At 69.6% G+C, this 25,563-nt stretch carries 21 protein-coding genes; 13 read left to right on the top strand and 8 right to left on the bottom strand.

From position 1 onward, the window contains the following. Positions 1–148 precede the first annotated feature (148 nt). Together EXE46_RS02875 and EXE46_RS02880 are read right to left on the bottom strand one after the other, a co-directional pair. Entirely contained in the window at positions 149–763 is a 615-nt protein-coding gene (locus EXE46_RS02875; RefSeq protein ID WP_137686986.1) for a YqhA family protein, read from the bottom strand. Between the two features lie 78 nt (positions 764–841). Beyond that, complete coding sequence (locus EXE46_RS02880; RefSeq protein WP_158413922.1) at positions 842–4,411, bottom strand: pentapeptide repeat-containing protein; 3,570 nt, start codon at positions 4,409–4,411, stop codon at positions 842–844. Between the two features lie 154 nt (positions 4,412–4,565). On the opposite strand from EXE46_RS02880, the gene EXE46_RS02885 reads away from it, so the two are divergent. From EXE46_RS02885 to EXE46_RS02900, 4 genes are all read left to right on the top strand, one after another. Further along, positions 4,566–5,147, top strand: a complete 582-nt coding sequence (locus EXE46_RS02885) for a biotin transporter BioY (protein ID WP_137686988.1) — start codon at positions 4,566–4,568, stop codon at positions 5,145–5,147. A 3-nt stretch (positions 5,148–5,150) separates the two neighbouring features. Beyond that, a complete protein-coding gene (locus tag EXE46_RS02890) occupies positions 5,151–5,960 on the top strand; it encodes an energy-coupling factor ABC transporter ATP-binding protein (RefSeq protein ID WP_137686989.1) in 810 nt (269 codons plus the stop codon). Next, complete coding sequence (locus tag EXE46_RS02895) at positions 5,957–6,670, top strand: energy-coupling factor transporter transmembrane protein EcfT (RefSeq protein WP_137686990.1); 714 nt, start codon at positions 5,957–5,959, stop codon at positions 6,668–6,670. The genes EXE46_RS02890 and EXE46_RS02895 overlap by 4 nt, the downstream gene beginning before the upstream one ends. A gap of 63 nt (positions 6,671–6,733) precedes the next feature. After that, on the top strand, positions 6,734–8,920 hold the full coding sequence (locus EXE46_RS02900; RefSeq protein ID WP_137686991.1) for a (Fe-S)-binding protein: 2,187 nt from the start codon (positions 6,734–6,736) through the stop codon (positions 8,918–8,920). Between the two features lie 32 nt (positions 8,921–8,952). Here the strand turns inward: EXE46_RS02900 and EXE46_RS02905 are convergent, their stop codons facing one another. Next, entirely contained in the window at positions 8,953–9,249 is a 297-nt protein-coding gene (locus tag EXE46_RS02905; RefSeq protein ID WP_137686992.1) for a hypothetical protein, read from the bottom strand. Positions 9,250–9,463: 214 nt separating this feature from the next. On the opposite strand from EXE46_RS02905, the gene EXE46_RS02910 reads away from it, so the two are divergent. The 6 genes from EXE46_RS02910 to EXE46_RS02935 all read left to right on the top strand — a co-directional run bounded on the left by EXE46_RS02910 (position 9,464) and on the right by EXE46_RS02935 (position 15,970). Further along, positions 9,464–10,456 (top strand): PstS family phosphate ABC transporter substrate-binding protein, encoded by a 993-nt coding sequence (locus EXE46_RS02910; protein ID WP_137686993.1) that lies wholly within the window; start codon positions 9,464–9,466, stop codon positions 10,454–10,456. A gap of 56 nt (positions 10,457–10,512) precedes the next feature. Next, on the top strand, positions 10,513–11,487 hold the full coding sequence (gene pstC / locus EXE46_RS02915) for a phosphate ABC transporter permease subunit PstC (protein ID WP_137686994.1): 975 nt from the start codon (positions 10,513–10,515) through the stop codon (positions 11,485–11,487). Then, positions 11,487–13,253 carry a phosphate ABC transporter permease PstA gene (gene pstA, locus EXE46_RS02920; protein WP_137686995.1) on the top strand — a complete coding sequence of 589 codons (1,767 nt, stop codon included), beginning with the start codon at positions 11,487–11,489 and terminating at the stop codon, positions 13,251–13,253. The genes pstC and pstA overlap by 1 nt, the downstream gene beginning before the upstream one ends. 1 nt (position 13,254) lies before the next feature. Further along, a complete protein-coding gene (pstB, locus tag EXE46_RS02925; protein ID WP_137686996.1) occupies positions 13,255–14,091 on the top strand; it encodes a phosphate ABC transporter ATP-binding protein PstB in 837 nt (278 codons plus the stop codon). Then, positions 14,092–14,808, top strand: coding sequence for a PhoU domain-containing protein (locus EXE46_RS02930; protein WP_137686997.1), 717 nt, complete (start codon positions 14,092–14,094; stop codon positions 14,806–14,808). A gap of 109 nt (positions 14,809–14,917) precedes the next feature. Beyond that, a complete protein-coding gene (locus EXE46_RS02935) occupies positions 14,918–15,970 on the top strand; it encodes a sodium:calcium antiporter (RefSeq protein WP_137686998.1) in 1,053 nt (350 codons plus the stop codon). A gap of 39 nt (positions 15,971–16,009) precedes the next feature. Here the strand turns inward: EXE46_RS02935 and EXE46_RS02940 are convergent, their stop codons facing one another. Next, positions 16,010–16,888, bottom strand: coding sequence for a VOC family protein (locus EXE46_RS02940; RefSeq protein ID WP_137686999.1), 879 nt, complete (start codon positions 16,886–16,888; stop codon positions 16,010–16,012). Between the two features lie 120 nt (positions 16,889–17,008). On the opposite strand from EXE46_RS02940, the gene EXE46_RS02945 reads away from it, so the two are divergent. From EXE46_RS02945 to EXE46_RS02955, 3 genes are all read left to right on the top strand, one after another. Beyond that, a complete protein-coding gene (locus EXE46_RS02945; RefSeq protein ID WP_137687000.1) occupies positions 17,009–17,428 on the top strand; it encodes a cobalamin B12-binding domain-containing protein in 420 nt (139 codons plus the stop codon). Beyond that, complete coding sequence (gene meaB, locus EXE46_RS02950; protein ID WP_137687001.1) at positions 17,429–18,616, top strand: methylmalonyl Co-A mutase-associated GTPase MeaB; 1,188 nt, start codon at positions 17,429–17,431, stop codon at positions 18,614–18,616. It begins immediately after the preceding gene. A 103-nt stretch (positions 18,617–18,719) separates the two neighbouring features. Further along, the gene (locus tag EXE46_RS02955) at positions 18,720–19,670 is read left to right on the top strand and encodes an alpha/beta fold hydrolase (protein WP_137687002.1); all 951 of its coding nucleotides are present in this window, start codon (positions 18,720–18,722) and stop codon (positions 19,668–19,670) included. Positions 19,671–19,688: 18 nt separating this feature from the next. Here EXE46_RS02955 and EXE46_RS02960 read toward each other — a convergent pair whose 3' ends face one another. The 4 genes from EXE46_RS02960 to EXE46_RS02975 form a co-directional block, all read right to left on the bottom strand. Beyond that, complete coding sequence (locus EXE46_RS02960; protein ID WP_137687003.1) at positions 19,689–20,207, bottom strand: DUF4442 domain-containing protein; 519 nt, start codon at positions 20,205–20,207, stop codon at positions 19,689–19,691. A 204-nt stretch (positions 20,208–20,411) separates the two neighbouring features. Next, positions 20,412–21,404: a ScpA family protein gene (locus tag EXE46_RS02965; protein ID WP_137687004.1), complete on the bottom strand. Its 993-nt coding sequence runs from the start codon at positions 21,402–21,404 to the stop codon at positions 20,412–20,414. Continuing rightward, on the bottom strand, positions 21,397–24,981 hold the full coding sequence (gene smc / locus EXE46_RS02970) for a chromosome segregation protein SMC (protein ID WP_137687005.1): 3,585 nt from the start codon (positions 24,979–24,981) through the stop codon (positions 21,397–21,399). The genes EXE46_RS02965 and smc overlap by 8 nt, the downstream gene beginning before the upstream one ends. 18 nt (positions 24,982–24,999) lie before the next feature. Continuing rightward, positions 25,000–25,431 carry a bZIP transcription factor gene (locus EXE46_RS02975; protein ID WP_137687006.1) on the bottom strand — a complete coding sequence of 144 codons (432 nt, stop codon included), beginning with the start codon at positions 25,429–25,431 and terminating at the stop codon, positions 25,000–25,002. Positions 25,432–25,563 lie beyond the last annotated feature (132 nt).

The following is a 25,563-nucleotide window of genomic DNA, read 5'->3' on the forward strand; positions in this document are numbered from 1 at the left end:
GTCACCTCCGGACGCCGCGGTCCCTTCGGACGTCGCGCCGCCGCCGGTCTGTTCGGCGTCGGCCGCTCCCGGAGCGACCGCGTCCCGTCACGGCCCCGCGCCGGCGTCGCCTTCCGTTCCACGTTCGGTGTCACGGCTCGCGACTCGGTTAGTGTGTCGCCCATTTGAAGAACCCGAGGCTGACGGCGAGGATCGCCGCCCCGACGGGGATGACGAGGTACAACACCGGCTCGTCCAGCTGGTCCGTGTTCCCGACGATCTGTTCGAAGAACTTGATCGAGAGGATGACGAGGACGACCTCGATGAGCTTGTTCTTGAGCTCGCCCGTGGAGTCGAACTTGAACCAGTCCGGCCGGACACCGGCGTGGTCGGCGGGTTCGAGCACGCTGATGAAGAAGTCGTAGATGCCGAACGAGAAGATCACGAGGATGATGCCGATGAGGAACGCGTCGAGCGCCTTGATGATCGGGAGGATGACCGCGGTCTGCCCGAAGTCGCCCCGGACCACGATCGCCGTGACCGCGTTGTAGGTGTTGTACGTACCCATGAAGAACATCACGAACGAGCCGACGAACGAGACGAGGACCGGGACTAACAGCAGATACCGGAGCTCGAAGAACGCGGGCTCGAAGTGCTCGTCGAGCCAGTCTTCCGCGACGCTTTTCGTCCCCTCTTCCGGTTCGGCCTCCGAGACGGATCGTTCCTGCCCCCGGTCGGCCATCCCGCCGAGGGACGTGTCGGCCGCGTGTTCGTCGTCTGCCATTGACGTGTGGCATCTACTGTCACCCTACTTTATATTTGTGTCTCCGTAACATGTCTCAGGAACTCGCTTCGCCGTCGGTCACCACGCGACGCGCCGCCCGAGGACGAACACGACGAGCGCGACGAGCATCGCGCCGAAGAACGCCTCGACCCCGGCGAGCATGCTCGCGGTCGCGCCGACCGGCTGGATGTCGCCGTACCCGAGCGTGGTGAACGTGACGAGGCTGAAGTAGAGGTTCTTCCCGAGAATCGTCATGCCCTCGACGCTTGCGAGCTGGGCCACGCCGTCGAGTCCCGAGGTGGTCAGCTCGCTCTGACCGCGGGTCCCCTCGCCGACGAGCGCGTAGAGGACTCCCCAGAAGACGACGGCGACCGCCGAGACGTACACGACCCGCCAGAGCCGCTCGCCGTACCCGCAGGTCTGGTGGAGCACGTTGTTGCCGAGCCACCGGCCGAACGCTTGGACGCGGTCGGCCGGCGCGACATCGCGCTCGCGGTCGAGCGCGACGGCTAGGTTCTTCTTCCGGCGGTACAGCATCTCCTTGATGAAAAACTCCGCGGCGGCCTTCCGGTCGCCGAAGTCGCTGGCGCAGTTCTTCGCCTTCAGGTACGTGTTCTCCAGCGTGGCCGGGCCGGGCGTGGCGTAGTCGGTGCCGTCCGGGGTCTCTTCGAGCGCGAACTCGTGGATGACCCAGTTCGTCTGTGCGAGCTGGCTTTTGTGGTCGGTAAAATCGAAGCCGTCGAAGCTCGTCCGACAGAACCGGAAGTGATCGAACAGGCCGTGTTCGCAGCGACTGTCGTCCAAGACGACCTCGCCGACGTGCGCGTCGGTACAGTCGTAGAACGCGTTGCCCTCGGCAGGCTGTTCGATCCGACCGCCGCCGATCACCGCACGGGGGAGCCGGACCAGCGCCTCCGCGCCGACCGGTCTGACCCTGAACCGAACCTCCTTCTCGAACTCCGCCTCGTCGAACGCCGCCAGTCCGTCGACCGCGACGCCGGTGAAGTCCGCCCGTCGGAACGCGGCCCGCTTGAAGTTCGCGCCGGTGGAGAACGTCGCGCCCTCGAAGTCGGCCTCGCCGTCGAACTCCGTGTCCGGGAACGCGGCGTCACCCTCGAACGCGACGTTCTCGAAGGACGCGAACCGGAACACGGCGAGTTCGAAGTCGGCGGTGTCTCCGAAGACCGCCCCCGAGAAGACGGCGTCGTCGATGGTGTGCGCGCCGCCCACGAACTCCGTGCCGGTGAACGTCGCCCCCGCGGCGAACGTCGCGCCGCAGAACCGCGCGTCGTGTTCGAAGTGCGTCGCGGTCATGTCGACCTCGCCCTCGAAGCCCGCGTCCGCGAAGGTCGCCGCCTCGTCGAACCGGACGAACGAGGCGTCGACGTCGCCGGTCACGACCGCGTCGTCGAAGACGGCCCGCTCCGTGAACGTCGCCTCGGCGAACGACGCGTCCCCCTCGAACGCCGCGCCGGCGAAGACCGCGTGAGCGAACGTGACGCGGTGGAACGTCACCTGCTCCGCGAACGTCGCGTCCTCGAAGGTGACGTCGTCGTCGCGGACGTTGTCGCCGCCGTCGAACTCCGCTCCCTCGAACGTCGCCGCCCCCTCGAAGTCGGTGCCGGCGAAGGAGGCGTCGTCGTGGAACCTCGCCTCGACGAACTCCGCGCGGTCGCGGAACGTCGCGTCGTCGAACGCCGCCTCGCCGGCGACGTCGGTTCCGGTGAAGGCGGCCGCGTCGTCGAACGTCGCCTCCGCGGCGTCCACGCGCCAAAGCGTCGCGTCCTCGAAGGAGACGTCGTCCCCGAACCCCGTTCCCACGAACGACGCGGTCCCGTCGAACCGCGTCTCCTCGAACCGCGCGGTCTCCTCGAATCGAGCCCCGTCGAAGGCGGTGGACGCGAACTGCGCGGCGAGGAAGTCGGCCGGCCCGCCGAACGCGGCGTCGGCGAACGAGACGTTGTCGTCCGCGACGTTGTCGCCGCCGCGGAACTCGGCGCCCCGGAACGACACCCGTTCGCTCGCGGTCATCGACTCGAAGTCGGCGTCGCCGCGGAACCTCGCCTCGACGAACGAGGCGTCCTCGAAGGCGACGCCTCGGAACGTCGCGTCCCGCTCGAAGACGGCGTCGTCGAAGACAGCGGGGCCGTCGAACCGGACGTCCGAGAAGGACCCCTCTCGGAACCGCGCGTGTTCGAAGTCGCCGCCGGCCTCGAAGGCGGCCCCGTCGAACGCCGCGTCGTCGTCGGTGACGTTGTCCTCCCCCTCGAACGCCGCCCCGCGACAGGAGACGTGTTCGCCGAACGTCGCGTCCCGGAAGTCGGTGTCGCCGCCGAAGCGGGCCTCGTCCAGCTCGACGCGGCCGCCGAAGTCGGCCCCCGCGAAGGAGGCGTCGCGTTCGAACCGGAGCCCGGTCAACTGCGCGTTTCCGTCGACGTCGAGGCCGTCGAACACCCCGCCTCGAAACGTCGCGTCGCGGAGGTCGAGCCGGTTCCCGACCGCGACCCCGTCGAACGCCGCGTCCTCGTCTTCCGTGTTGTCGCCGCCGCGGAACTCGGCGCCCGGAGCGACGACCGACCCCTCGACGGACGCGCCCGAGAGGTCGACGTCGGCGTGGAACCGGACCTCGGTGAACGTCGCCGATCCGTCGACGGTCACGTCGCCGAACACGGCGTCGTCGGTGAACGCCGCGTCCTCGAAGTCGACCTCCGCGAAGGCGGCGTTCCGGAAGTTGGCGAACCCGAACGTCGCGTGTTCGAACATGGCGTCGCCGGCGAACGTCGCCCCGCTGAAGTCGGCGTCGTCGACGAGGACGTCGGCGTCGCCCTCGAAGGTGGCGCCGCGGAACGACGCTCGCTCCCGGAAGGCGGCGTCGGCGAACTCGGCGTCGCTGGTGAAGGTGACCTCGTCGAAGTCGGCGTTGCCCTCGAAGACGCAGTCGACGAAGTCCGCGTACCGGAACCGCGCCTTCCGGAAGGAGGCCTCTCCGACGAACGTCGCGTGCTCGAAGCAGGCGTCGTCGTCGATCAGGTTCGCGTCGCCGCGGAACTCGGCCCCGTCGAACGAGGCGTCGTCACGAAACGCGACGCCCTCCCACGTCGCGTCCGCGTGAAATCTGGCCTCGTCGGCGGCGACGCCCGCCTCGAAGGCGGCGTCCGCGAACGCGACGTCGGTCTCGAAGGCGGTCCCGTCGAGCGACGCCTCGCCGGTGACCGTGGCGTGCCGGAGGTCGACGCGGCCGCCGAAGGCGGCCTCCGACCAGTCGATCGCGTCGACCGTGGCGTGCCGGAGGTCAACCGGCTGTTCGACCGTCGCGTCGCTCCACGCCAGCCGATCGATCGTGGCGTATCGGAGGTCGAGGACGCGGTTATCGGCGGCTTTCAGGCGCTCTCGACGGAAATCGATCGTGCCGAGGTGCGCGCCGATCAGCGTCTTCTCGCCCGCCCCGGTCGCCTCGGCCGCCTCCCGGAGCGCCCGGGTCACCGTCTCGTCGTCGACCCCCCGCTCCGACCGCTCGTCGGGTGAGAGGTGGAACAGACAGCGGTCGGCGTCCCCGCGGGCGTCTCGCGGACACGACCACACCTCCGGCGCGCTCCCCGTGTCCTCCCCCTCACGCCGCAGGGACGTCTCGAACGCGCAACGTGTCACGGAATCACATCCACCAGTCACGACCGCGTGACAGAACTTCAATATTTCCGTCCGCACAACGGCGTCTGGCCGCTCTCGAGCGCCCCCCTGTGGCGGTCCTCTGCGGCTCTCGTAAACCAGCATTCTAAAGTGGGTTTACGAGTTGGGTGGAGACATGGCAACGAACACGGAGTCCGTCGACCTCGTCGGCGACGAGGCGGCGACGAACCTCGCGCGCGCCGCGCTGTTTGCGGCCCTCGTCGGGGCGTTCGCGTACGTCACGTTCCCGAACCCTGTATCGCCCGTCGACGTGACGCTTCAGGTGCTCGGCGTCTTCCTCGCGGGGATCTTCCTCGGCCCGGTCTGGGGCGGCGCGTCGCTCGTCTGCTACCTCGCGGCCGGCGCGCTCGGCGCGCCCGTCTTCCAGGGCGGGTCGGCCGGCGTCGCCCAGCTCGTCGGCGATTCGGCCGGCTATCTCTGGTCGTACCCGGTCGCCGCAGCGGTCGTGGGCGCCGTCGTCCACCGGGGCACGACGCTCCGCGACCTCGACGCCGTCGGGCTGCCGACGCTCGTCGGGGCGATGGTCTTCGGGACCGTCGTCATCTACGGGTTCGGCGTCGCCGGGCTCGCGCTCGTCCTCTCGCTGGGTCCGATCGAGGCGGTCACCGTCGGCGCCGTCGCGTTCCTCCCGGCCGAGGCGCTGAAGATCGCCGCCGCGGTCGGCGTCGTCCGCTCCGACGCGATCGCGGCCGCCTGATCAGTGATCGACCTCGACGGCGTGACGTGTCGGTACGGTCGGTCCGGCGACGGCGTCGACGCGGACGACGGCGATTCCGCAGTCGCCGGCGATCGCGTGGGCGGCGCCGACGGCTCCGCCGCCACCGTCGCGGTCGACGACGTCACGCTCTCGGTCCCCGACGGCGAGTTCCTCGTCGTCGCGGGCGCGAACGGCTCGGGCAAGACGACGCTCGTCCGGACGTTCAACGGGCTCGTCGAGCCGGACGCCGGGACGGTCTCGGTGAACGGGACGCCGGTCGACGAGGACCTCGTCGCCGCGCGTTCGGCGGTCGGGATGGTGTTTCAGGACCCCCGCGACCAGCTGGTCGCCGCCACGATCGGCGCCGACGTCGCGTTCGGGCCGGAGAACCTCGGGCTCTCCCACGGGGAGATCGACCGGCGAGTCGCGGACGCGCTCGCGGCGGTGAACATGGCGGGCCGGGAGCGCGAGCGGATCGACTCCCTCTCCGGGGGCGAGCGCGAACGCGTCGCGATCGCGGGCGCGCTCGCGATGGATCCCGACCACCTCGTCTTAGACGAGCCGTTCACCGGCCTCGACGAGCCCGCGCGGCGGTCGGTCGTGAAGCGGCTCCGGGCGCTTCACGCCGAGGGGACGAGCGTGATCGTCGTCACCCACGACCTCCGCGACGTGACCGCGCTCGCCGACCGGATCGTCGGCCTCGCGGACGGGCGGGTCGCGGTCGACGCGTCGCCGGCCGACGCGGTCGAGTCGCTTCCCGGCCTCGACGTGCGGGTTCCCGGGGGAGACGAACTCGGGACATCGGCCGAATGACGCTCTCGTTCGTCCCCGGCGACTCGCTCGCGCACCGGCTCGACCCGCGGTCGAAGCTGCTCGTTCAGGTCGCCTTCGCGGCCGTCGCGTACGCATTCACGACCCCGCGGGGGCTCGCCCTCCTCACGCTCGTCGCCGTCGGCTGCCTGCTCGCTGCCGGCGGCGGTCCGCGCGACCTGTGGAGCTACCGCGTCGCGTTCCCGGTCCTCCTCTTCGCGCCCCTCGTCGCGGGCGCGACGCTCGGCGCGCCGTGGTTTCGGGTCGAGCGCGCGGCCGCGACCGCCCTCGCGAGCTACCGCATCCTCCTGCTGCTCGTCGTCGCGGCCGCGTACGTCCGGTCGACGCCGGTCCGGGAGTCGCGCGCGGCGCTCCAGCGGACGATCCCCGGGCGGCCGGGCGTCTTCCTCGGCGTCGGCGTCGCGCTCGTCTTCCGCTTCCTCCCGCTGTTGAAACGGGACCTCGCGGCGTCGCGGGCGGCGGTCCGGGCGCGGCTCGGCGCCGAACGCCCGCGCCGCGAGCGGATGCGGCTCGTCGCTGTCGGCGGGCTCTCGCGGGCGTTCTCGCGGGCCGACCGGCTCGGGACGGCGCTCGTCGCCCGGTGTTTCGCGTGGAACCCGACGCTCCCGCGGCTGGCGTTCTGCCGCGTCGACGCCCCGGCGCTGGCCCTCGCCGGCGCCATGTTCGCGGTCGCGGCGCTCCGGATCGCGTGAACGACGAACGATGAACGCCGTGTTGTGGCAAGCTTTAACCCGACCCTATCCGGCTGATCGATCATGACTCCCTTACAGGCGGCCACCCGGGAGACCTTCTGGACCATCGGTCCGGTGGGGAAGGCGGCGTTCTACTGGCTCGCCGCCGTCGCGGTCCTCGTCTTTCTGTACGGCGTCTACGCGCGCTTCGCGGCGTACGCGCGCGGGAGCGCGGACCCGCGAGACAGGCTGTCGGACCTCCCCGGTCGGGTCGTCGCGGCGACGAAGACCGTCCTGTCGAACGAGAACCAGTTCGACGGGGACCTGTACGCGGGCGTGATGCACACGTTCGTGCTGTGGGGGTTCCTCGTCCTGCTCGTCGCGACGACGATCCTCGGGATCGACATCGACCTCTACCGTCCGCTCACGGGCGAGTCGTTCTGGGTCGGCGACTTCTATTTGGCCTACCAGTTCGCCGTCGACGCGTTCGGCCTGCTGTTCATCGTCGGCGTCGGCATGGCCGGCTACCGGCGCTACCGGAACCGCGAGGGGCGGCTCTGGGGGAAACACACCTCGCTGGAGGACGACGCGTTCGTCTGGACGCTGTTCCTCCTCGGCGTCGGCGGCTTCCTCGTCGAGGGCGTGAGCATGGTCGGTCAGCCGCAGCGGGCGACCGAGACGGTGAGCTTCGTCGGCATGGCGCTCGCGACCGGGCTGGAGACGGCCGGGCTCACGGCCGCGGGCGCCGAGGCGATCTACGGCGCCCTCTGGTGGAGCCACTCGCTGCTCGCGTTCGCGTTCGTCGCGTGGATCCCGTACGCGAAGCCGTTCCACATGATCTCCTCGTTCGCAAACGTCGTCGCCCGCGACGAGAAGGCGGGCGCGCGGCTCCCGAACGTCCCCGCGGACCTCGACCACACCAACGCGGAGTCGCTCGACGACTTCACGTGGAAGGAGCTGTTGGACGGCGACGCCTGTACGAAGTGCGGGCGGTGTACGGACGCCTGTCCCGCCGACACCGTCGGTCGGAACCTCGACCCGCGCGACGTCATCCTCGATCTGAAGTCGTACCGCGAGTCCGTGAGCGACGACCCGGTGGCGGGCAGCGGGCGAGGTGACGGGGCGATGGCGACCGACGGCGGGACCGCCGCCGCTTCCGACGGCGGCACCGTGCCCATCGTCGCCGACGAGGGCGGCGTCATCGACGCCGAGTCGATGGAGTCGTGTATGTCCTGTATGGCGTGTATGGACGCCTGCCCCGTCGACATCGAACACCTCACTTCCTTCACCAAGATGAACCGGCAGCTCGTCGACGAGGGGGCGGTCGACTCGAACCTCCAGGACGTGTTCCAAGACGTGATGCAGCGCGGGAACACCTTCGGCGAGTCGCAGGCGAACCGCGGCGACTGGGCGGACGACCTCGAGGACGTCGAGGTCCCGGACGCCCGCGAGACGGAGGTGGAGTACCTCTGGTACGTCGGCGACTACCCGAGCTTCGACGACCGGAACAAGAAGGTCGCCCGCGCGCTCGCCCGGCTCTTCGACGAGGCCGACGTGTCGTTCGGCATCCTGTTCGACGACGAGAAGACCGACGGCAACGACATCCGCCGGATCGGCGAGGAGTTCCTCTACCTCGAACTCGCCGGTCACCACGTCGAGACGTTCGCGGACTGCGAGTTCGAGAACATCGTCTGTACCGACCCGCACTCGTACAACACCATCAAAAACGAGTACCCCGAGGTCGACTTCGCGGAGTTCGCGGACGACCCGATGATGCCGTTCGAGCGCGAGGAGCCGTGGAACGCCGATAAGGAGATCGACGTGTTCCACTGGACGCAGGTGGTCGAGGAGCTCGTCGAGGCGGGCCGGCTCGGCCTCGCCGGCGACGAGCTGGAGTACACCGTCACCTACCACGACCCCTGCCACCTCGGCCGGTACAACGACGAGTACGAGGCGCCCCGCGAACTCATCCGAGCGACCGGCGCCGACCTCCACGAGATGCCGCGCTCCCGGGACGACTCCTTCTGCTGTGGCGGCGGCGGCGGCGGCCTCTGGACCGAACACGAGGAGGACGTCAAGCCGAGCGAGGAGCGCCTCCGCGAGGCGGTCGAGGACACCGACGCGGGCGCCGCCGTCGAGAAGTTCGTCGTCGCCTGCCCGATGTGTACGACGATGTTCGAGGACGGTCGGAAGACGGGCGACTTCGAAGAGGAGATCGAGATCGTCGACGTCGCGGAGCTGCTGATCGAAGCGGTCGAGGCCGGGTCGTAGCGGGTGTCCGAACGGCGGCGACGCTCGCGGACCTACGCGCGTCGCGACCGCGCGTCCGCCGCGTCGTCGGTGCGGCGCAACAGCGCCCGGCCGGGGGCGCGGTCGCGGACCGGTGCGTCGCCGAGGTAGTCGACGAGCGCGTCTCTGAGCATGCCGACCTCCTCGTCGTCGAGCGGCGCCCCTCGCTCTATCGACTCGATCGGGCGATGGTACGGTCTGTCGTCGTCGGTCGCGGCGGTCGCGGCGTCGATCAGCGCGGCGTGGGCGACCCACGCCTCCTCCCGGGAGGTCGTCGGCGCCGGCGGCCCGTCGGTCGTGGGAGGGGTCATTCGTTCCGGTTCTCCCGGCATGGGTACTTAAAACCACGTCTCGGTTCCGCCCCGACTCGACGCCGCGACGCTCTCGGAGGCGTCGCCCGGCTCGGGGGAGTAGTATATAGTTCTATATAGTCATATGTGAAAAGCATAGCCGTACCGGGCCGTACGCGTCGCCCCATACTCCTCATAGCATACTACTTAACCGGAACTCGCCCATCCTCTGGTGATGGCTTCCAGCCACGACGCGGACGCAACGGGAATCACGCGGCGGAAATCGCTCGCGGCGATCGCCGGCGCCGGAGCGCTCGGGCTCGCCGGTTGTACGCAGAGCGGTGACGGGGGCGACGGGGGCGACGAGCTCTCCGGCCCGATCAACATCGCAGGATCGAGCACCGTCTTCCCGCTGATGAGCGCAGTCATGGAGGACTTCGCCAACGAGCATCCCGGCGTCGACCCCGACATCAGTTCGACCGGCTCCGGCGGCGGCTTCTCGAACTTCTTCTGTACCGGCGACACCGACTTCAACAACGCGAGCCGACCGATCCAGCCGGAAGAAGAGGAGCTGTGCGCCGAAAACGGCGTGGAGTTCGTCGAGCTGATCGCGGCAACCGACGCCCTTACCGTGGTCGTCAACCCCGACGCCGACTTCGTCGACTCGCTCACGACCGAGGAGCTCGCGCAGATCTGGGAGGCCGACCCCGCCCAGACGTGGGACGAGGTCCGCGACGAGTTCCCGAACGAGGAAATAAACCGCTTCGGCGCCGCCGACACCTCGGGCACCTACGACTACTTCATCGAGGCGATCCTCGAAGAGCGCGGTCACACCAGCGACTACCAGGCGACCGAACAGGACAACACGATCGCGCAGGGCGTCGCCGGCGATCAGTACGCGATCGGCTACTTCGGCTTCGCGTACTACTCGCAGAACCCCGATCAGCTGAAGGCCCTCGGCATCGACGACGGCGACGGCCCCGTCGAGCCGAGCCTCGAAACGGCCTCGTCGGGCGAGTACATCCCCCTCTCGCGCCCGCTGTTCACCTACCCGTCGATCGAATCGCTCGGCGAGGAGCACATCGCCGAGTTCGCCCGGTACTTCGTCGAGCAGACGACCAACGAGGAGCTCGTCGCCGGCGACGTGGGCTATGTCCCCGCCACCGAGGAGACGCAGGAGGAGCAGATGTCCATCCTCGAGGACGCAATCGAGCAGGCGCAGGGCTGAACCGGCGCAATGAACCGGTGTATTGATTTACGACTGCGTGCGATACCTCACCGTTCGTGACTGACAGCACAGAGAGTCCCGACCTGAGCCGGCAGGGCGGACTCACACGACTGAAGGAGGGGACCTACGGCGGGCTCTTCGCGGCGTGCGCGGTGATCACCCTGCTCACGACCGTCGCGATCTTCGTGACGCTCCTGTCGGACGCAGTGGTGTTCTTCCGTGCGACGCCGATAGCCGAGTTCCTGACCGGGATCAACTGGAGCCCGAACCCGGCCGGTGGCGGACAGGCCTTCGGTCTCGTCCCGCTGCTGATCGGGACGCTCGTCGTGACGATCACGGCGGCGTTCATCTCGATTCCGGTGGGGACGCTCACCGCGATATACCTCAGCGAGTACGCGACCCCGAACGCGCGGTCGATACTGAAACCCTTACTGGAGATCCTCGCCGGCGTCCCGACCGTGGTGTACGGCTACTTCGCGTTGGTGTACATCACACCGGCGCTGAAGGCGACGCTGTTCCCGGAGATGAGCACGTTCAACGCGCTCTCCGCGTCGATCATGGTCGGGATCATGACGATCCCGATGGTGTCGTCGATCTCCGAGGACGCGATGAGCGCCGTTCCGGACGAACTGCGGCAGGCCGGCTACGGGCTCGGCGCGACCAAGTTCGAGGTGTCGACCGGGATCGTCGTCCCGGCCTCTATCTCCGGAATCGCCTCTTCGTACATCCTCGCCGTCTCCCGAGCGATCGGCGAGACGATGATCGTCGTCGTCGCGATGGGCGCACAGGCACGGATGCCCGCGATCCGAGAGGCTGCGTTCGGTATCCCGTTCATCAACCCCGCCGACGTGCTCTTGGAGTCCGGGATGACCATCACCGTCGCGATGGTACAGATCACCGGGGGCGACCTCACCGGCGGCACGCTCCCGTACAACTCGATGTTCGCGCTCGGTCTCACGCTGTTTGTGGTGACTCTCGTAATGAACGTGATCAGTGACATCATCGCGGAGCGGTACCGGGAGGAGTACTGATGGCGACGGACAACGCCAACGCCGACGGGTTCGGCGAGGTCAGTCGAGTTCGGGGTATCGTCTTCGAGTACCTCTCGCTCGGCGCCAGCGTCTTCGGTCTCGTCGCGCTCGGCGTGTTGCTCGTCTACGTCTCGATCGACGCCTTCGACCTAGCGAACGCGAGCCCCGTGTGGCTGTTGACCTACTTCCTCACGCTCGTCGTTCCGTTCCTCGCGTTCTGCCTCTACAGCGCGAACGACCCGGCAGTCACGCGCCGCGCGCTCGGCGTGCTCGGCGGCGGACTCGTCGCCGTCGCCGCCGTCTTCACCGCGATCGAGACGCTCCTCGTGCCGATCCCGCGGCTCAACTGGCAACTGGCGTACCTCTTTGTCGTCGGCGCACCGGTCACCGCGTACCTCACGTACGTCGGCAGCGGCGAACGGGTCGGCGCGGTCGGGTTCGGCTTCCTCGGCCGACTGCTCGGCGGCGCCGCCCTCGGCCTCGCGGTCGGCACGCTCTTCTTGGTGTTCGACTCGCTCGTCTGGTTCCTCGCGTACACGCTCGGCGTCGTCCCCGCCGTCGCACTGTACGCGTTCGGGAGCGCCCGATCGGTGCCTCAGGCACAGACCGCGGCGCTCCCGGCCGGACTGTTGGGCGTCGTCGCCGCCGTCTTCCTCCGCGGGGTGGTCCCGACGTACCCGTCCGACCTCCTCATCTACCTCTGGACGATCGCGATCCCGGTCGCTGCCGCCGGGGCCTTCGCCGTCGCCGAGCGCAGGGGTCGCACCGCCGCGGCCGTCGTCGCCGGCGTCCCCCTCGCGCTCGCCGCGGCCGGCGGGTTCGCGGCCGCTGGCGCCGGACTCCCGGCGCCCACGGTCCTCCTCGTCCTCGTGCTGACCGGCGTGCCCACGGCGGTGTACGTCTCGCGCGTGGTCGACGCCGGCGAGGGCCTCGTCGGATTCGCGCTCCCGGTCCTCCTCGTCGGCGGCGTCGTCGCCGGCGCGCTGATCGTTGAGGCGTTGGGCGTCCCGGCGCCGGACCCGTGGCTCGACCCGTCGTTCCTCACGGAGGCGCCCTCGCAGACGCCGACCGAAGCGGGTCTCTACCCCGCCATCGTCGGCTCCGTCATCATCATCGCGATGGTCGCGGTGCTGTCGTTCGCCCTCGGCGTCGGTACGTCGGTCTTCCTGGAGGAGTACACGCCCGGAAGCGGCCCGCTCGGCACCCTGACCCGGATCATTCAGGTCAACGTCGCGAACCTCGCGGCGGTCCCGTCGGTCGTCTACGGGCTCCTCGGACTGGGGCTGTTCGCGAACCTCCTCGGTCTCGGTATCGGAACGGCGGTGACCGCCGCCCTGACGCTCTCGCTGCTCATCCTCCCGATCACGATCATCTCCGCGCAGGAGGCGATCCGGTCGGTGCCCGACGACCTCCGACGGGGGTCCGACGCGATGGGCGCGACGCGCTGGCAGACGACGAAGAACGTGGTCTTGCCCGAGGCGATGCCGGGGATCCTCACCGGAACGATCCTCGCGCTCGGCCGCGCCATCGGCGAGACCGCGCCGCTGATCATGATCGGTGCGGCGACGACCGTGTTCAGAGCGCCGGACAGCCTGTTCAGCCGATTCAGTGCCATGCCGATGCAGATCTACGTGTGGGCCGGATTCCCGCAGGCCGACTTCCGGTACGGCGTCGTGGCCGCCGGCGTTATCACGCTGCTCATCATTCTCGTCGGCATGAACGGGACGGCCATCCTGCTGCGGAACCGCGCGGAACGGGGGAACTAACATGAGTAACACCACATCCGACGACTCGCTTATCACGACGGAGGTACAGACGGAATCGAACGACGAGAGCGCCCCGCCCGCCGGCGCCGGCACCGCGGTCGCCGCGCGGGACCTGAACGTCTACTACGGCGACGAACAGGCCATCGACGACGTGTCGATGGAGATCCCGGAAAAGCGCGTGACGGCGCTCATCGGCCCCTCTGGCTGTGGCAAGTCCACGTTCCTCCGGACGATAAACCGGATGAACGACATGATCGAGATCTGTCGCGTCGACGGCGAGGTGGAGTTCGGGGGCAAGAACGTCTACGACGACGACGTCGACCCCGTGGCCCTCCGTCGCAAGATCGGGATGGTGTTCCAGAAGCCGAACCCGTTCCCGAAGTCGATCCGCGACAACGTCGCGTACGGCCTGAAGATACAGGGCTTCGACGGCGACGTCGACGCCCGCGTCGAGGAGTCTCTGAAGGGCGCGGCGCTGTGGGACGAGGTGAAAGACCAGCTCGACTCCTCGGGGCTCGAGCTCTCCGGCGGGCAACAGCAGCGGCTCTGTATCGCCCGCGCCATCGCCCCGGACCCGGAGGTCATCCTGATGGACGAGCCGACCTCGGCGCTCGACCCCGTCGCGGCCTCGAAGATCGAGGACCTGATCGACGACCTCGCCGAGGAGTACACCGTTATCATCGTCACGCACAACATGCAGCAGGCGGCCCGGATCTCCGACAGGACCGCGGTGTTCCTCACCGGCGGCGAACTGGTCGAGTACGACGACACCGCGAAGATCTTCGAGGACCCCGAAGAGCAGCGCGTCGAGGACTACATCACGGGGAAGTTCGGGTAGATGCCCCGCGAGAACTACCGGGAGCGCCTCGACGAGCTCCGGGACGGGGTGGTCGCGATGGGCGAGACCGTCTGCGACCGGCTCGACGACGCGATCGAGGCGGCGGTGACCGGCGACGACGAGCTCGCGCAGTCGGTGATCGGGACCGACCACGAGGTCAACGAGACGTACCTCGCCCTCGAAGACGAGTGTACGGAGCTGCTGGCCCTCCAGCAGCCGGTGGCCGGCGATCTCCGGCTCGTCGCCGCCTCGTTCAAGATCATCACCGACCTCGAACGCGTCGCCGACCTCGCCACGAACCTCGCGGCGTACGGCGGTCCCGACGGCGGCGTCCACCCCGCGGTCGACGTCCGCGCCCTCGGCGAGGCGGCCCGCGAGATGGTCGCCGACGCGGTCGCCGCCTACGCGGCGCGCGACCCCGACGCCTGCCGCGAGATCGCGTCCCGCGACGACGCGTTCGACGACCGCTGTCGGCAGGCGAGCGAGGCGGTCGTCCGCGACCTGCTGGAGGCCGACCGGGCCCGCACCGAGGCGTGCGACGCCGACGGCGACACGGACGGTGGCGCGACCGACGGCGAGGCGCTCGAAGCCTCCCTCGACGACGTGTCGCAGGCGCTGCTCGCGGTGCGCGACCTCGAACGGATCGCGGACCACGCGGTCAACGTCGCGGCGCGGGCGCTGTACATGATCGAAAACGACGACGAGCTGATCTACTGAGGGCGGGCGCGGTCGGCACCGCAGACGCCACCGGCTGGCCGTATCGCGGCGTGAGGGGGCTCGACCGCTTCCGGAATCACTAATCCGCTGGTGCGCGTATCGGTACCTAGTGACGTTACTTGCGGAGCTCATCGGTGACCAGTCGCTGCCCGTCTGGATCGCGCTCGGTCTGATCGGGTTTCTGCTGACTTGGAAGGGCGCGAACGTCGTCGAGTCGACGACCTCGAAGATCAGCGACCACTACGGCGTCTCGCAGGCGATTCAGGGCGGACTCATCGTCGCGGCCGCGACGTCGTTCCCCGAGCTCGCGATCATCGTGATCTCCGTGCTGGTCCTGGGCGAGTTCGGCGTCGGCGCCGGCGCGCTCATCGGGACGGCGGTGTTCAACATCTTAGTCATCCCCGCCGCGGTCGCCGTCACGAGCGGCGACACGGCGACGACGCGCGGGATCGTCTACCGCGACGCCATCTTCTACACCGTCGCGGTCCTCGCGCTCTTCGGCGTGATCGCCCTTGGCGTCCTCGGGACCGACGGGAGGGAGCTCGCGCGCATCACCCCGCAGATGGGCGTCGGACTCCTCGTGTTGTACGGCGTGTACGTCATCCTGCTCGTCGGCGGCAAGAGCGGCGCGTCGGACCGGAAGCGGACCGAGTCGACGAACGTCCCGAAGCAGCTCGGGCTGTTCGCGGGCGGACTGGCCGTGGTGCTGGTCGGCGTCGAGTCGATGATCGGCATGACGCTCGAAGTCTCCGACGCGCTCGGCGCGCCGCCCTTCCTGATCTCCGTGACGGTGCTGTCGGTGCTGAGCTCGTTCCCGGACCTGCTCGTCGGCGTGAAGATGGGGGAGGCGGGCGACCAGCGGGCGGCGGTCGCCAACGTCTTCGGGACGAACACGTTCAACCTCGTCGCGGCGCTGCCGATCGGGGTCATCCTCGCCGGCGGGGTGTCGATCGGATTCCTCACGTCAGTCCCGCTGCTGTTGTTCCTGTTTTACACGACGCTCGTCGTCGTGGTGCTGTCCGCGACCGACTTCGAGATCTCCACCGAGGAGGGGTACGTGTTCCTCGCGATGTACGCGGCCTTTCTCGCGTGGATGACGGCCGAGGCGTTCGGCGTCACCGCGCTGCTGACGGAGTCGACGCTCCGGACGATCGTCGGGTGAGCGCTTCACGGGCCGCCGCCGACGGTCTCCGGCGACCGGCTACGCCGTCCGAACGCGAACTTCGATCCCGTCGGCGTCGGTGACGGCGATCCCGTCTCCGCGCTCCGCGACGGCGAACTCGGCGTCCGCCTCGGCCGCGACGGCGTCGAGCCGCGCCCGGACCGCGTCCAGCGCAGCCGCGTCGGGGACGATCACCTCGAACCACGCCAGCCCGCGTCCGGCGGCGGGCGTCGTTCGCCCCCGCCACGTGTTCGCGCCGAGGTGGTGGTGGTAGCCGCCGGCCGCGACGAACCGGACGTCCGGCCCGCGCGTCCCGACCTCGAACCCCAGTCCGTCGACGTAGACGGCCTCGAACGCGGACAGCGAGGCCACTTCGAGGTGGACGTGGCCGACGTCCGTGCCCGCCGGGACGCGGTCGACGAGGACGGCGTCCGCGCCGTCTCCGGCGGCCGCGGCGACCCCCTCGACGTCGAGCGGTTCGGTCGCCATTCGGGGCGTCCCGTCGGCGTCGGTCGGCCACTCCTCGCGGGGGCGGTCGCGGTAGATCTCCACGCCGTTCCCCTCGGGGTCGTCGAGGTACAGCGCCTCGCTCACGAGGTGGTCGGAGGCGCCGTCGAGCCGCCACCGCTCCCGCACGCGCGCCAGCGCCTCGCCGAGCGCGGCCCGAGAGGGGACGCGGAACGCGGTGTGGAAGAGGCCGGCGTCGCTCCGCTTCCGCGCCGGGCGATCGGCGTCGCGTTCCAACGCGAGCAGCGGCGTCTCGCCGACGCCGAGCGTCGCGCGCTCGTCGCCGCGGTCGAGGACCGCGAGGCCGACCACGTCCCGGTAGAACGCCGTCGTCTCGTCGAGGTCGGCGACCCGGAGCGCCGTGCGGCCGATCCGCGTCTCTGCGGGCAGCCGGTTGCCGTCATCGTTCATCGGCCGTACTACGTCCGCCCGCGCGTTCAACGCGTCGGTCGCGGATCCGGCCCGGCGGCGCCCGCCGGAACCATCCCAATCTTCCGTTAGAATCAAACGGACACGCGACCCACTTCGGGTATGAGCGCCGAACAGCAGGAGCGCGCCGTCCGGTGTCTGGTCGCGAAGGTCGGGCTCGACGGCCACGACCGGGGCGCACACGTGATCGCGCGGGCGTTCCGCGACGCCGGCTTTGAGGTCGTCTACTCCGGCCTCCACCGGGCGCCGGACGACATCGTTCAGGCGGCGGTGCAAGAGGACGTCGACGTGCTCGGCATCTCGATCCTCTCGGGCGCGCACAACACGCTCGTCCCGAAGGTGATCGAGGGGCTGAAGGAGTACGACGCGTTCGACGACACGCTCGTCCTCGTCGGCGGGATTATCCCGGACGAGGATGAGGCCGAGCTGAAGGAGCTGGGCGTCGCCGAGGTGTTCGGCCCCGGGACGCCGATGGAGGAGACGATCGAGTTCATCCGGAACAACGTCCCGGAGCGCGCGTAGATGGCCGGGCCGGACGCACCCGCGTTCGCGGACGCGCCGACGCTCTCGGACGCGGACGCGGCGCTCGTCGAGGACCTCCTCTCGGGGAGCCACCGGGCGCTCGCCCGCGTCATCACCAAGATCGAGAACCGCTCCCCGGGGTACCGGGCGATCGTCTCCGCGCTCCACGAACACACCGGCGGCGCGGACGTGATCGGGGTCACGGGCTCGCCGGGCGCCGGGAAATCGACGCTGGTCGACAAGCTCGCCGCCGCCTACCGCGACCGCGGCGACACGGTCGGCGTGATCGCGGTCGACCCCTCCTCGCCGTACACCGGCGGGGCGGTCCTCGGCGACCGGATCCGGATGGGGTCGAACGTCGGCGACATGGACGTGTTCTTCCGGTCGATGAGCGCGCGCGGCCAGCTCGGCGGCCTCTCGACCGCCACCGCGGACGCCGTCAAGGCGCTCGACGCGTTCGGGAAGGACGTGGTCGTCTTGGAGACCGTCGGCGCCGGCCAGAACGAGGTGGACGTGGTCCGCACCGCCGACACGGTCGCGGTGCTCGTCCAGCCCGGCTCCGGCGACGACGTCCAGACGCTGAAGGCCGGCATCCTGGAGATCGGCGACGTGTTCGTCGTCAACAAGGCCGACATGGACGGCGCGCAGCGGACGGTCGCCGAACTGGAGGAGATGGTCCACCGGCGCGAGGGCGGGACGACGGGTCGCGACGCCGGCCACCACGGCGCGGCCTCGATGGCCTCGACCGGCGCGGGGGGCCACGGCGAGGGCGATCACACGGCGGACCACGGCGACGGCGCGACGGACGCCGAATCCGGGGGCGCCGACGCGCACGGCGACGGGGCGGACGACTCGTGGACGCCCGAGGTCTTGGAGACCGTCGCGAACACCGGTGAGGGCGTCGACGCGCTGATCGAGGCGTTCGACGCGCACGCGGCGTACCTCCGGGAGTCGGGCGAGTTCGCGGCCACCGAACGACGCCGCTACGCCGAGGAGATCCGGACGCTCGTGCGCGCGGACGTGGGCGCCCTCGCGACCGCGGAGATCGAGCGCCGGGGCGGGATCGACCGGCTCGCGGAGCGCGTCCGCGACCGCGAGACGGACCCGTACGCGGTCGCGGAGGCGATCGTCGGCCCGATCGCCGACTGCGTCGAGGGGGCGACCGGCGACGGTGAGCGCGACGACTGACGCCGGGTACGACGACTGACGAGGCCGTACCCGGACCTCCCGCGGGACCGCTCCGACCGCCGCGTCCCACGAGTATAAGTCGCCAGCGAACCAACAGTTTCCCATGAAGCTCAGGAACCTCCTCGGCGGCGCCCTCCTCGGCGTCGGCGCGCTCGCCGCTCTCAACACTGGCCTCCGGTACGAGGGCGAACTGGAGTCCCCGCTCGACGGCGACGACGGCGTCTTCCGCTGGCGCGGGATGGACGTCGCGTACACCGAGGCGGGCGACCCGGACGACCCCGACCTCCTCTTGCTCCACGGGATCAACGCCGCCGGCTCCTCCGGGGAGTGGCGCGCGGTGTTCGACGACCTCGCCGACGAGTACCACGTGGTCGCGCCGGACTTCCCCGGATACGGGCGCTCGGACCGGCCGCCGCTCCGGTACTCCGCCGCGCTGTACGAGGACTTCGTCCACGACTTCCTCGCGGAGTTCGACGAGCCGGCCGTCGTCGCCTCCTCGCTGTCGGCGGCGTACGCGGCGGCGGCCATCGACGACGGCGCGGCGGGCGGCGTCGAGCTGAGCGGCTTCGTCGCCGTCTGCCCGACGGCGACCGCGGGACCGAGCCCCGCGAAGGGGTGGCTCCGGGAGCTGTTCCGCGCCCCGCTCGTCGGCCAGGTGCTGTTCAACGCCATCACGGCGAAGCCGTCGATCCGGTACTTCAACGCCGACCACGGCTACGACGACCCGGCGAACCCGAGCGCGGAGTGGATAGATTACGAGTGGCGCACGACCCACGTCGAGAACGCCCGCTTCGCGCCCGCCTCGTTCATCTCCGGGACGCTCAACAGCGAGATCGACCTCGCCGCCGCGCTCGCCGGCCTCGACGTCCCGCCGACGATCGTCTGGGGGCGGGAGGCGACCGTGAGCCCGCTCACGGAGGGGCGCGAGCTCGCGGACGCGGCCGACGCGCGGCTCGTCGTCTTCGACCGGGCGCGGCTGCTCCCGCACGTCGAACACCCCGAGCGCTTCGTCGAGACCGTCGAGGAGGCGCTCGTCGCGGGCGCGACGGCTTAGGCTCTGCCCCGACTCGCGCTACTCGTCGCGGCGCACGTACAGCGTCTTCTCGCAGGCCGCGTGGACCGTCCCCTCGTCGTCGACGAGCGAGACGAGGTACTCGCGGTCCGTCGACTCTCCCGGACCGAGCGCGTCGCGGATCGCCTCCGTCTCGGCGACCGGCAGGTCGAACTCCGCGTACAGCGTGTCGCGTCCGGGTTCGATGAACTCCAGCGCGGCCGACTTGTCCCAGACCGTGAACCCGTCGCCGAGGATTCGGCGGAGCATCGTCATGTACACCGGATCGATCGCGCCGTAGATGCTACCGCCGAAGATCGTGCCGACCGCGTTCCGGGTGCGCCAGTTGAACGGAACTCTGATCCGAACGTAACGCCAGTCCGCGGCGATGTGGTCGACTCGGGCACCCGTGCCCCGGTACGCGGGGAGGAGGTTGAAGCCGAGCCGCCAGAGCCGGGTTCGACGGCTCTCCGCCGGCGGGTCCTCACGCAGGGGTCGCGGGTCCGGGTCGCGGTCGACCCCGGTCGGGGAATCGTTCACGCCGATCCGGGACCGCCCGTCGACAAACCGGTGTCGGAACCGGCGACAACCGGCCGGGTGTTGTCGGTTTCGGACGCTCGCTTACAGCCGCGACGGAGCGAAAGTCGACCCGTTCACACGGGCTCCGACGGCGCGTACCGGGAGATCAGTAGGCGCGAGGGAGTCCGATGGCCGTGTCCGAACGACCGTGCGCTGGACGGCACGTCAGTCCGCGATCGCTTCCGACTCGCCGGTCATCGCCGCGGGGTCTTTCACCCACAGATCGCCGAACAGGTCGTCCTGCTGGAGCCGGACCGAACCCCGGTGTGCCATGAAAAGCAGCGCGAGGTACGTCATGAACGGGCGGCCGCCCGCGGTCTCGATCTCGGCGAACAGCACCTCCGTGCGCCCGCGGTCGAAGTGCGTTCGGAGGGCGTTGTCGATCTCCACTATCACCTCCTCGATGTCCTCGTCGTGGGTTCGGTCCGTCGCCTCCCCGGCGGTCGGCTCGCCGTCCTGTCGGAACTCGTCGCCGGCGTGGTAGTCGAGCGTCTGCGTACCGCGGGCGTGGCCGTGCGGCGACTCCGAGGTGTCGTACTGACGGGAGTCCTTCCACCACGAGCCGCGCTCGGCCTCGCGCAGTTCGCGGACCAGCTCGTCGAGGGTCTCCGGCGATCCGCGGGTGTTCTTGCGGTCGAGCCGGCGGTCCATCTCCGCCTCCAGCTTATCGACGGGATCGAACCCGTCGGCGGCCGGGTCGGGGGCGCCGCCCTCCATCGCGACCTCCCACGGCTCCGGCTCGGGCTCGTCGTCCTCGTCGTCGTCCGCCAACATCCCGTCGCTTTTCATCCGGAGCAGGACGCTGGCGTAGAACAGTGCCCGCCCGGTCGTCCGCAGGTCCGTCTCGTCGAGCTTCTCTAAGAAGGCGTCCGTCACCTGAACGATGTCGATGTCCCACGGCTCGATCTCGCCCTCCTCGGCGAGCTGGACGAGGAGCTCGACGGGCTCGACCTCGTCGTCGTCGGCCTCGTCCGCGGGCGCGACGTCGGGCACGTCCGGGTCGGACGCGGCCGGAGCGGGCTCGCCGGTCGGGCCGACGTCCTCGTCGTCGGACGGCTCGTCGGCGAACGGGTCCGCGCCGTCGCGCTCGCTCGTCAGGTCGAGGTCGGGGACGCCGCCGGCGTCCCCGCCGGACGCTCCGTCTCCCCGCTCAGTCATCCGCACTCACCTCCTCCTCGTCGGCGTCGTCGCCGAACTGCATCCCGGTCACCGCCGAGAGGTTGTCGCCCTGCATCGTGACGCCGATGGCGCGATCCGACCGCTCCAGAAGCGCCGAGCGGTGGCCGACGACGACGAACTGCGCGTCCTCGGCGAGCTCCTCGATCATCTCGCCGACGCGCTCGGCGTTGACCGCGTCGAGGAACGCGTCGATCTCGTCGAGCGCGTAGAACGGCGCGGGGTTGTGTCGCTGGACGGCGAAAATAAAAGAGAGCGCGGTCAGCGACTTCTCGCCGCCGCTCATCGCGTCCAGCCGCTGGACCGGCTTGTCCGCGGGCTGTGCCTTCATCGTCAGTCCCTCCTCGAACGGGTCCGCGGGGTTCTCCAAGACGAGCTCGCCCGTCCCGGCCGAGAGGCGAGCGAAGATGTCCTCGAAGTGGTCGTTGATCGACTCGAACGTCGCCATGAACGTCTCCTTCTTCGCCGCCTCGTACCCCTCGATGCGCTCCTCGATGGCGTCGCGCTCCTCGACGAGGACGTCTCGGCGCTCCCGGAGTTCGTCGAGCGCCGCCTCGACCTCCTCGTACTCGTCGATCGCGAGCATGTTCACCGGTTCGAGCGCCTCCATCTCCGACTCCAGATCCTCGATCCGCGTCTCAACCTCGTCGAGGTCGGGAATCTCGTCCGCGTCGTAGGCGCCGACCTGCGACTCCAGCTCGTCGATCTCCCACTCTAAGCGGTCGCGGCGGTCGGTCAGGTCCGACAGGTCGGACTCCGCCTCGGCGACGAGCGACCGCTGCTCGTCGCGCTTCCGGGTCGCCTCGCGGATCTCCTCGCGGAGCGTCTCGCGCTCGCCTTTCAGTTCCGCGAGCTCGTCTTCGAGGTCGGCGATCGCCTCCTTCTTCGTTTCGAGTTCGGCCTCCTTCTCCTCGATCGCGGCCTCGTGGTCGGCGATCGCTTCCTCCGCCTCCGCCTTCGCGTTCTGCGCCTCCTCCACGTCGTCGTGGAGGTCGTCCAAGGCGTCCTCGGCGTACCCCTTCTCCAACTCCAGCTCGTTGATCCGGCCGTCGAACGAGCTCATCCGGTCTTCCAACTCGTCGATCTCCGCGCGGATCTCGTCGGCGCGCTCGGAGAGCTCCGGGATCTTCGAGTCGGCGAGTTCGGCCTCGATCTCGTCGATCTCCGCTTCGAGTTCGTCGATCTCCCCGTCGGTCTCCGCGAGCTCCTCGTCGAGCGCCGTCATCTGTTCGTCGACCGACTCGCGTTCGGCCTCCAGCTCCTCCAGCTCCGCCTCCAGCTCCTCGATCCGCGCTTCGGCCTCCGCGAGGTCGTCTTCGGCGCGCTCGACGTCCGCCTCCAGCGACCGGACGCGCTCGGCGGCGTCGGCCTTGCGGTCGCGCGCGTCCTCGATGTCGTCGTCGAGCGCGTCGATCTCCGACTGGACCGACTGCCGTTCGTCTTCGAGCTCGGAGATCTCCGTCGCGAGCCGCTCCAGTTTGCCGCCGCCGGACTTCGTAAAGGAGTAGCGGGAGCCGCCGCCGGACCCTCCCGTCATCGCGCCCGACTTCTCGACGAGGTCGCCGTCGAGGGTGACCATCCGGTAGTCGCCCATCAGCTCCCGGGCGGTCGACATATCCTCGACGACGAGCGTCGAGCCGAGCACGTACGAGAAGATCGACTCGTACTCCGCGTCGTAGTCGACGAGGTTCCGCGCGAAGTCGACGACGCCCGGCAGCGAGGGCTTCCGCGGCAGGCTCCGGTCGTCCATCTTCGTGATGGGGAGGAACGTCGCCCGCCCCGCGTTGCGCTGTTTGAGGTAGTCGATGCAGGTCGAGCCGACCCCGTCGTCGTCGACGACGACGTTCGCCAACCGCCCGCCCGCGGCGGTCTCGCAGGCCTCGGCGTACTCGGCCGCGACCGAGCCGAGCTCGCCGACCGCGCCGTGGACGCCGTCGATGCCGCCGTTCTTCACCTCGGTGACCGCGCGGGGCCAGGAGGCGTCGCCGCGCTGGTCGGCGGCCGCCTCCAGCTTGGCGTACTCGTTCTGCTTCTCGCGGAGGGTGTCTTCGATCTCGCCCAGCCGCTCTTCCGTCTCCGCCTTCTCGGCGAACAGGTCGGCGACCGCGTCCTCGATCGTCGCCTGGTTCTTCTCGGCCTTGTCGAGCTCGCTTTTCAGCTCGGAGATCCGCGCTTTGTGTTCCGGGAGCGACTCGCGGGCCTCCTCCAGCTCCTCGCGGGCCTCGCTCACCGCGTTCGACCGCCGGCGGGCCTCGTCGAGCAGCCGGTCCTTCTCACGTTGCGTCTCGTTTTTCTCCTCGCGGAGCGCCTCGATCGCCTCCTTCTTCTCCGCGAGGTCGGCTTTCAGCTCGTCGAACTCCGTGTCCGCGCCCTCGATCTCGGCCTCGACGTCGGCGAGCTCGGAGCGCTTCGTCGCGAGCTCCGACTTCACCGACGCCTTCTCCACCTTCGTCTCGCGGATCTCGCCCTCGAGCTCCTCGATCTTCTCCTCTTTCCGATCGATCTGGACGAACGCCTGTCGCCGGTCGTTCTCGGCCGACTCGGCTCGGGACTCGGCCGACTCGATCCTGTCTTCCAGCCGCGAGACCTCGCCTTTGATCTCTTCGATCTCCGAGCGGATCTGGATCTGTTCCTCCTCTCCCTTCGTCTCGATCTCGTGGTTGAGGTCCGCGAGATCCTCTTCGAGGCGGGTGAGCTTCCCCTGTCTGGCGTCGAGCTCCTCGCGGAGCTCGTCGAGGTCCGTCTCGGCCTCGTCGATGTCGCCCTCGACGCCCGCGAGCGCCTCCCGCTTCTCCTCTAACTCGGAGGCCTTGCGGAAGCCGCGGTACTCCTCCAGCTCGTCGCGGAGCTCCCGGTACTGGAGGGCCGTCTCGCGCTCGTCGGCGAGCTGGTCGAGGCGGTCCTCCTTCTCGCCGATGCGGAGGTCCGCCTCGCCGATCCGGTCTTCGACCGTGTCGAGCTCCTCGTAGGCGGCCTCCTTCTTCTCGTCGAACTCCGCGACGCCCGCGATCTCGTCGATGATCCCCCGGCGCTGGTAGGGGGTCATGTTGATGATCTCGGTGACGTCGCCCTGCATCACCACGTTGTACCCCTCCGGCGTCACGCCCGCGGCCGCGAGTAGGTCCTGAACGTCCGAGAGGTTCACCGAGCGACCGTTGAGGTAGTAGTAGGAGTAGTAGTTGTCCTCGGTCTCTTTGACGCGTCGCTTGATCGTGATCTCGGAGACGTCGCCGACGTTCTCCGTGCCGGCCGCGGAGACGACCTGCGATCGGTCGAGGGTGCCGTCCTCGTTGGAGAGCACGACCGTCACGGAGGCCTCGTTCGGCCCGTCAGCGGCCTCGCCGTCGTCGTGTCCGGGGTTGTAGATGAGGTCGGTGAGCTTCTGGGCGCGGATCCCGCGGGTGCGGGCGAGGCCGAGCGCGAACAGCACCCCGTCGATGATGTTCGACTTTCCAGAGCCGTTCGGGCCGGTGACGACCGTGAAGTCCTCGTAGAAGGGGATCCTCGTCGTCCGCCCGAAGCTCTTGAACCCGTCCAGAACGACTTCAGTGATGTGCATGTGGTCGGAGGCGACGGCTTACGCGACGATGATGTCGTCGCCCTCGCTCGACTCGCCGTCGTCCTCGCCGTTCGCGGCGTCGGAGTCGGTCTCGGCGTCGTCCCCGGCCTCGGCGTCCGTCGTCGCCGACTGCCCGGGGACGACCACGCCGTCCGTGTCGGTCGCCGGGTCGTCCGTCGGCTCGATGACGTCGACGTGGTCGTCGGAGTGGGTCGTCCGCTCGCCGCCGGACGCCCGCTCCGCGGGGTCGTCGCCCGACGAGCCGTCGGCCGTCGCGTCCGCAGCGTCGCCCTCGGAGCCGGTAGTCGCCTCCGTCTCGACCGCGACCGACCGCTCGTCTTCCAGCTGTCGGACGCGCTCTTTCATCTCGACGAGCTCCTCGGTGAGTCCGTTGACCGCCGCCTGTAGCTCCGCGACCTGCCGTTCGAGGTCCTCGACGCGGTTACTCATTATACACACGCATGCTCGCGCGACGCGTATAAATCTGCGTCAGACACATGTGTGACCAAACCGCACGATCGTCTCGCCCCCCACGATTCCGACCGCCGCTCGCCCGAACGTTTCGACTCCGTGAAACGTGTC

Origin of the sequence: Halorubrum sp. GN11_10-6_MGM (genome assembly GCF_005435165.1) — an archaeon.
GTDB lineage: Archaea > Halobacteriota > Halobacteria > Halobacteriales > Haloferacaceae > Halorubrum.

Excerpts from the sequence above, each read along its gene's own strand:
- EXE46_RS02900 (WP_137686991.1), top strand. The coding sequence starts at position 6,734 with ATGACTCCCTTACAGGCGGCCACCCGGGAGACCTTCTGGACCATCGGT.
- EXE46_RS02975 (WP_137687006.1), bottom strand. The coding sequence starts at position 25,431 with ATGAGTAACCGCGTCGAGGACCTCGAACGGCAGGTCGCGGAGCTACAG.
- EXE46_RS02930 (WP_137686997.1), top strand. The coding sequence starts at position 14,092 with ATGCCCCGCGAGAACTACCGGGAGCGCCTCGACGAGCTCCGGGACGGG.
- pstA (WP_137686995.1), top strand. The coding sequence starts at position 11,487 with ATGGCGACGGACAACGCCAACGCCGACGGGTTCGGCGAGGTCAGTCGA.
- EXE46_RS02895 (WP_137686990.1), top strand. The coding sequence starts at position 5,957 with ATGACGCTCTCGTTCGTCCCCGGCGACTCGCTCGCGCACCGGCTCGAC.
- EXE46_RS02875 (WP_137686986.1), bottom strand. The coding sequence starts at position 763 with ATGGCAGACGACGAACACGCGGCCGACACGTCCCTCGGCGGGATGGCC.
- EXE46_RS02885 (WP_137686988.1), top strand. The coding sequence starts at position 4,566 with ATGGCAACGAACACGGAGTCCGTCGACCTCGTCGGCGACGAGGCGGCG.
- EXE46_RS02965 (WP_137687004.1), bottom strand. The coding sequence starts at position 21,404 with ATGACTGAGCGGGGAGACGGAGCGTCCGGCGGGGACGCCGGCGGCGTC.
- pstB (WP_137686996.1), top strand. The coding sequence starts at position 13,255 with ATGAGTAACACCACATCCGACGACTCGCTTATCACGACGGAGGTACAG.
- meaB (WP_137687001.1), top strand. The coding sequence starts at position 17,429 with ATGGCCGGGCCGGACGCACCCGCGTTCGCGGACGCGCCGACGCTCTCG.
- smc (WP_137687005.1), bottom strand. The coding sequence starts at position 24,981 with ATGCACATCACTGAAGTCGTTCTGGACGGGTTCAAGAGCTTCGGGCGG.
- EXE46_RS02940 (WP_137686999.1), bottom strand. The coding sequence starts at position 16,888 with ATGAACGATGACGGCAACCGGCTGCCCGCAGAGACGCGGATCGGCCGC.
- EXE46_RS02945 (WP_137687000.1), top strand. The coding sequence starts at position 17,009 with ATGAGCGCCGAACAGCAGGAGCGCGCCGTCCGGTGTCTGGTCGCGAAG.
- EXE46_RS02905 (WP_137686992.1), bottom strand. The coding sequence starts at position 9,249 with ATGACCCCTCCCACGACCGACGGGCCGCCGGCGCCGACGACCTCCCGG.
- EXE46_RS02955 (WP_137687002.1), top strand. The coding sequence starts at position 18,720 with ATGAAGCTCAGGAACCTCCTCGGCGGCGCCCTCCTCGGCGTCGGCGCG.
- EXE46_RS02910 (WP_137686993.1), top strand. The coding sequence starts at position 9,464 with ATGGCTTCCAGCCACGACGCGGACGCAACGGGAATCACGCGGCGGAAA.